Below are 6892 nucleotides of genomic sequence, written 5' to 3'. Positions count from 1 at the left end.
CACCACCAACCGCGAACGCCCGGGCATCGCCCATATGGAACAGATTTGCCAGGCCATCATCTCGGGTAATCCAGACGCCGCGCGCCGGGCTGTCGAGCGACATCTGGATGACACCAGTGCCATCGCCGACAGGCTGCTCGCAGCGGAGGAAAAAACAGAAAATGACTGACACGCCAAAGGCTTACTGGATCGCCAATGTCACCGTGACCGACCCCGACGCCTATCAGAACTACCAATCCATCGCCCCCGACGCCTTCCGCAAATACGGCGCCCGCTTCCTCGCCCGCGGAGACGCAGAAACCCTGGAAGGCACAAACTGGCAGCGCCGAGTGATCATCGAGTTCGACACGATGCAGCAGGCCCGCAACTGCTACAACTCAACAGAATACCAAACCGCAAGAAAAAAACGCGCAGGAGCATGCAACGCTGATATCGCACTGATCGAAGGGCTCTGAACGCCCCGACAAAGGCTGTCCCGCCAATCAAGCTGGCGGGACAGGAAACAGCGGGGTTCAGGCCGCGTCGTCTTCATAGTCCGACATCGGTGGACAAGTGCAGACCAGGTTGCGGTCGCCATAGGCGTTGTCGACGCGGTTGACCGGAGACCAGTACTTGTCGACCCCAAACGAACCAGCCGGAAAACAGGCCTGTTCGCGGGTATAGGGCCGGTCCCAGTCACCCACCAGATCGCGCACCGTATGCGGCGCGTTCTTGAGCGGGTTATTCTCGGCGTCGATCTTGCCATCGATGATCTGCTGCGCCTCGGCCCGGATCGACAGCATCGCGTCGCAGAACCGGTCCAGTTCCGCCATAGGCTCCGACTCCGTCGGCTCGACCATCAGGGTTCCGGCCACCGGCCAGGACATGGTCGGCGCATGGAAACCGCTATCGACCAGACGCTTGGCGATGTCATCGACGGTTACATGCGCCTCGTCATCCAGAGGACGGGTATCGAGGATACACTCATGCGCAACCCGACCCGTTTCCGAGGTGTAGAGGATCGGATAGGCATCCTTGAGCCGCGCCGCGATATAGTTTGCGTTCAGAATCGCCACTTTGGTCGCCTGGGTCAGACCCGCGCCACCCATCAGCAGCACATAGGCCCACGACACGGGAAGGATCGAGGGCGAGCCAAACGGTGCCGCCGAGACCGGACCCACGGCGCTGCCGTATTCCGGATGGCCAGGCAAATGTTCCGTCAGATGCGCCTTGACGCCAATCGGACCCATGCCGGGACCGCCGCCGCCATGCGGGATGCAGAAGGTTTTGTGCAGGTTCAGGTGGCTGACATCGCCGCCAATGTCGCCCGGGCGCGACAGGCCAACCATGGCGTTCATGTTGGCGCCGTCGATATAGACCTGACCGCCGTGATCATGGGTTATCTGGCAGACCTCCTGCACGGTGGTCTCGAACACGCCATGGGTGGACGGGTAGGTGATCATACAGGCGGCCAGATGATCGGAGTGCTTCTCCGCCTTGGCGCGGAAATCATCCAGATCGATATTGCCTTTCTCATCCGCCTGCACCGGCACCACCTGATAGCCCACCATCTGTGCCGAAGCCGGGTTGGTCCCGTGGGCCGAGGTCGGGATCAGGCAGACATTACGGTGCGGCTCGCCACGGGCGGCATGGTAGTTGCGGATGGTCAGCAACCCCGCATATTCCCCCTGCGCGCCTGAATTGGGCTGCTGGGAGATCGCGTCATAGCCGGTGATCTGGCACAGCTTGTCGTTCAGGTCGCTGATCATCTCGTGATAGCCCTGCGCCTGGTCTTCGGGGCAGAACGGATGCAGGTTGCCGAACTCGGGCCAGGTGACCGGGATCATCTCGATCGTGGCGTTCAGCTTCATGGTGCAGGACCCCAACGGGATCATCGCCCGATCCAGCGCCAGGTCGCGGTCGGCCAGTCGGCGCATATAACGGGTCATCTCGGCCTCGGCCCGGTTCTTGTGGAAGATCGGGTGGGTGAGATAGGCGCTTTCGCGCAGCGCATAATCCGGCAAGCGGTATTGCTTGTTCGAGCTGTCATCCTTGCGATCAATGCCGAAGGCGCCCCAGACGGCCTCGATGGTCTCGGGCCGGGTCTGTTCGTCCAGACTGATGCCCACCTTGGTATCGCCCACCTTGCGCAGATTGACGCCCCGGGCAACAGCGGCCTCCATGACGGTTTTCTGCAGGGGGCCGACCTCAACCGTGATCGTGTCAAAGAACACTTCGGGTTCCACGGCAAAGCCCGCCTCTTCCAGACCGGCGGCCAGGCGCGAGGTCTTGCGGTGCACCGATTGGGCGATGGCCTTGATGCCGTCGGGGCCGTGATACACGGCATACATCGAGGCAATGACGGCCAGCAGCGCCTGCGCGGTGCAGACATTCGAGTTGGCTTTCTCGCGACGAATGTGTTGCTCGCGGGTCTGTAGCGCCAGGCGATAGGCCTTGTTGCCCCGGCTGTCGATGCTGACGCCGATGATCCGGCCCGGCATCGCGCGCTTCAGCTTGTCGGTGGTCGCCATATAGGCGGCGTGCGGGCCGCCATAGCCCATCGGCACGCCAAAGCGCTGGGTCGAACCGATGGCAATGTCCGCGCCCATCTCGCCGGGTGATTTCAACAGCGCCAGCGACAGGATGTCAGCAGCGACAATGGCGATAGCTTTATGTTCATGCAGAGCGGCGATTTCGTTGGTGAAGTCGCGCACATGGCCGTGGGTGCCGGGATACTGGAAGATCGCGCCAAAGACCGCGCCCGCCTCCAGCTCGGTCGGATCGGCGACCTGCACGTCGATGCCCAGGGGTTCAGCGCGGGTCTTGATCACCGCGATGGTCTGCGGGTGGCAGTTCCTGTCGACGAAGAAGGCCGCGTTGTTGGCCTTGGAGCGACCGCCGCGCTTGGCCATCGCCATCGCCTCGGCGGCGGCGGTGGCCTCGTCCAGCAGGGACGCATTGGCGACGTCCAAACCGGTCAGGTCGCTGACCATGGTTTGGAAGTTCAACAGCGCCTCAAGACGGCCCTGGCTGATCTCGGGCTGATAGGGGGTGTAGGCGGTGTACCAGGCCGGGTTTTCCAGGATGTTGCGCAGGATCGGCGCCGGGGTGGTGGTGCCGTAATAGCCTTGCCCGATCAGCGAAGTCAGAACCTTGTTCTTGCTCGCCACCTCTTTCATATGAAAAAGCGCATCGCGTTCGGTCATCGCAGGCCCCCAATCCAGCGCCTCTTTCTGGCGGATCGCGGGGGGAACGGTGGCATCGATCAGCTGGTCCAGCGTCTTGAAGCCGATCACCTTGAGCATGTCGCGCATCTCGGTGGGCGACGGGCCAATGTGGCGGCGATTGGCGAAGTCATAGGCTTCGTAGTCGGTCAGTTTGAAGGCCATTGCAGCGCTCCTATGGAATGTCAGGTCCGGTGGAGGCTGCACGCGCCTCCGGCGGGGAGTGAGGGCCGTCCCGGAAACTGTCCGGGAACAGTTTCAGGCCCGAACGAGCGGAGCCCCATGGTCCGGGGCCCGCCATTTGGTCAGCCGATCAGGGCCTTGTAGCCGTCCAGATCCATCAGATCGTCCAACTGCGAGGCATCGCTGAGCTTGATCTTGTAAATCCAGGCATCTCCTTCCGGGCTTTCGTTCATCGCGCCGGGATTGTCGGCCAGCACCTCGTTGGCCTCGATCACCTCGCCATCAACAGGCGCATAGATCTCGGAGGCGGCCTTGACCGACTCGATCACACCGATCTCGTCACCCTTCTCGAAGTCATCACCCGCTTCCTTCTGCTCCACGAAGACGATATCGCCCAACTGGTCCGCCGCATGCTGGGTGATCCCGATCGTGGCAGTGTCCCCCTCAACGGTGACCCATTCATGCTCTTCCGAGTAGTAGGTTGCCATGTCTCTCTCTCCTGACTTCAACGCTTGTAGTTTTGGGTGACGAAGGGCAGCGACACAATTTCTGCTGGTTGCGCCTTGCCCCGAATGATGAGGTTCACTTTTTCGCCCGGCGCGCCATGACCGGCGGCGACATATCCCATCGCAACGGGGCCACCGACGGTGGGACCGAACCCACCCGATGTGATGGTGCCGATTGTGTTGCCCTCGGCAGATTGGATTTCGATGCCCTGACGGGCTGGCGCGCGGCCTTCGGGTTTGATGCCAACCAGTTTCTTGGCGGCACCCTCCGCGAGCTCCTTTTGGACGCGCGCAGCGCCGGGGAACCCGCCCTCTTCCTTGCGGCGCTTCTGGATCGCCCAGGACAGGCTGGCCTCGATCGGCGAGGTCGACTGGTCGATATCATTGCCATAAAGGCACAGCCCCGCCTCAAGCCGCAGACTGTCGCGCGCGCCCAGACCGGCCGGTTCGCAATCCTCATGCGCCAGAAAAGCGCGAGAGACCTCGACGGCCTTATCTTCGGGGATCGAAATCTCGTAGCCATCCTCGCCCGTGTAGCCCAACCGCGAGATGCGGCACGAGGTGCCGTTGATGTCAGCCACAGTGGTTTCCATGAACTTCAAATCCCGCGCTGCCGGGCAGAGTTCCCCCACTACGTTCTCAGCAGCCGGTCCCTGCACTGCCACCAGCGCGCGGTCGAAAATCTCGGTCACATCAACGCCGTCCAGATTGTCCCTCATATGCGGGATATCCTGATGGCGCAGCGCGGCGTTGACCACCACAAAATAGTGATCCCCGGCATTGGATACGATCAGGTCGTCCATGATGCCGCCATCTTCATTGGTGAAAATGCCATAGCGCGCCTTACCCTCTTTCAGGGTCGCATAGGCCTGCGGGCACAAGCTTTCGAGCTTTTCGCCCACATTCTCGCCGCGCAGGATCACCTGCCCCATATGCGAGACGTCAAACAGCGCAGCCTTTTCGCGGCACTGCTTGTGTTCGCCCATGATACCCATGGGATATTGAACCGGCATCTCCCAACCGGCGAAATCGACCATCTTGCCGCCAAGTTCCACATGTAGATCATAAAGCGGCGTGCGTTTGGGCGCATCAGTCATGACAGGTGCCTTTCTGTTGAGTGTTCGGGTCAGTCACGGACCACAATGACCGAGCAATGCGCATTACGCACCACCCGAGCGAGGTTCGGACCAATTTCGTAATTCGGGAAGTCGCCTTTGGCCGAGGCCATGACGATCAGGTCAAACCCGTCCTTGTGGGCAAGTTTGAGGATCTCGCGGTAAACGCTGCCTTCCTCGATATGTACGGGCGTTCCGGCAGCTCCGTTGCCCTCCAGGATCACCCGCACTGCATTGCGCACATGGTTCTTGGCACCTGCACCGTAATTGGGTGGCAGGTTGGGCAGTTGGATGATCTCGGGAATAACCGATACCGCATGCAGGTCTGCGTCGTAGAACCCGGCCTGCTCCAGCGCCAGCGGCAGCGCCTTTTTCCACGAGCGGTCGTCGGTGTGATCAATCGGTAGCAGGATTTTCGTGGCCATCGGCCCCTCTCCTCAGGACAAAGTGTTGCTTTGCGGATGAGGAGGCCGGTATCGGCCCCCTCTGGTGTTTGTGGCGTGGCTCACTCGGCCGCCGCGCCGCCCGGCTCTTCCGACTGGCCGCCGCTGGCAAAGAACTCTTTCGTCAATTTGAAGACGATCGGGCTCAACAATGCCAGAGCAATCAGGTTCGGAATGGCCATCATCGCGTTCAGCGTATCCGCCAGCAGCCAGATGAAGCCCAGATCGGCGGTGGCCCCGAAATAGATCGCAACGATCCACAGCACCCGGTAGGGGATCAGGGATTTGACGCCCAGCAGGAACTCAACGCATTTCTCACCGTAGAAGGACCAGCCGAGGATGGTGGTGAAGGCGAAGATCGACAAAGCGATGGCAATCAGATGCCCGCCAAAACCCGGCAGAGTGGTCTCAAACGCCAGACGGGTCAGCGCCGCGCCCGATTCCCCGCTGGTCCACGCGCCTGACGAGATGATCGCGAGGCCGGTGATGGTGCAGACGATAATCGTGTCGATGAATGTCCCCAGCATGGCGATCAGGCCCTGATTGACAGGGCCTTTGGTCTCGGCCGCTGCGTGTGCAATCGGTGCAGATCCCAGGCCGGCTTCGTTGGAGAACACGCCACGTGCCACACCAAAGCGGATGGCCGCCCAAACCGCTGCACCCGCGAAACCACCTTCGGCGGCGGACGGGGTGAAGGCATAAGTGAAGACCAGACCCAGCGCGTCGCCAATGGCGCCGATGTTAATCAGCAGAACCAGAAGACCGGCAATGATATAGGCAACCGCCATGAACGGAACCAATTTACCGGCAACCGCACCGATACGGGTGATACCGCCAAGAATAACGCCAGCGGTCAGAACCATCAGCACGACACCGGTGACCGAGGTATTGATGTCGAAATTCGAGTCCAGAACCTGTGCCACGCCATTTGCCTGAACACCATTCCCGATGCCGAAGGCTGCAACCGCGCCGAACAGAGCAAAGGCCACGCCCAGCCAGGCCCATTTCGCGCCCAGACCGTTTTTAATGTAATACATCGGCCCGCCGACAAAGTTACCCAGCTCATCCTGCTCGCGGTATTTCACCGCGCAGACCGCTTCGGCATATTTGGTGGCCATGCCCACCAGGGCGGTCATCCACATCCAGAACAATGCGCCCGGACCGCCCAGGAAGACAGCAGTGGCCACACCGGCGATATTGCCGGTCCCGATGGTCGCCGAGAGCGAAGTCATCAGCGCGTTGAACGGGCTGATCTGCCCTGCGCCCTGCCCTTCGCGGCCTTTGAACAGCAGACTGAAGCCGGTGCCGATGCGCAGGATCGGCATGAATTTCAGCCCCACCTGCAGGAAGAAGCCGACGCCAAGAATGAGGACCAGCATCAGCGGCCCCCAAACGACGCCATTGATGGCCCCTACGATTGAACTTAACGCTTCCATGGAGTC

At 61.2% G+C, this 6892-nt stretch carries 6 protein-coding genes; 1 reads left to right on the top strand and 5 read right to left on the bottom strand.

What is annotated here, in order from left to right:
* Positions 1-161 precede the first annotated feature (161 nt).
* The gene (locus AB1E34_RS22610) at positions 162-455 is read left to right on the top strand and encodes a DUF1330 domain-containing protein (RefSeq protein WP_372574570.1); all 294 of its coding nucleotides are present in this window, start codon (positions 162-164) and stop codon (positions 453-455) included.
* A 57-nt stretch (positions 456-512) separates the two neighbouring features.
* On the opposite strand, the gene gcvP is transcribed toward AB1E34_RS22610, so the two are convergent.
* From gcvP to AB1E34_RS22585, 5 genes are all read right to left on the bottom strand, one after another.
* The gene (gene gcvP / locus AB1E34_RS22605) at positions 513-3368 is read right to left on the bottom strand and encodes an aminomethyl-transferring glycine dehydrogenase (protein ID WP_372574569.1); all 2856 of its coding nucleotides are present in this window, start codon (positions 3366-3368) and stop codon (positions 513-515) included.
* Between the two features lie 140 nt (positions 3369-3508).
* Positions 3509-3874 carry a glycine cleavage system protein GcvH gene (gcvH, locus tag AB1E34_RS22600; protein WP_372574568.1) on the bottom strand — a complete coding sequence of 122 codons (366 nt, stop codon included), beginning with the start codon at positions 3872-3874 and terminating at the stop codon, positions 3509-3511.
* A 17-nt stretch (positions 3875-3891) separates the two neighbouring features.
* The gene (gene gcvT / locus AB1E34_RS22595) at positions 3892-4989 is read right to left on the bottom strand and encodes a glycine cleavage system aminomethyltransferase GcvT (protein ID WP_372574567.1); all 1098 of its coding nucleotides are present in this window, start codon (positions 4987-4989) and stop codon (positions 3892-3894) included.
* A gap of 29 nt (positions 4990-5018) precedes the next feature.
* Positions 5019-5432, bottom strand: a complete 414-nt coding sequence (locus AB1E34_RS22590; RefSeq protein ID WP_372574566.1) for a universal stress protein — start codon at positions 5430-5432, stop codon at positions 5019-5021.
* A gap of 80 nt (positions 5433-5512) precedes the next feature.
* Positions 5513-6886: an alanine/glycine:cation symporter family protein gene (locus AB1E34_RS22585; protein ID WP_372574565.1), complete on the bottom strand. Its 1374-nt coding sequence runs from the start codon at positions 6884-6886 to the stop codon at positions 5513-5515.
* Positions 6887-6892 lie beyond the last annotated feature (6 nt).

Origin of the sequence: Ruegeria jejuensis (assembly GCF_041537905.1) — a bacterium.
Classification (GTDB): domain Bacteria; phylum Pseudomonadota; class Alphaproteobacteria; order Rhodobacterales; family Rhodobacteraceae; genus Ruegeria_C.
The sequence above is the reverse complement of the archived record's forward strand: the minus strand, read 5'-3'. Positions and strand labels throughout refer to the sequence as shown.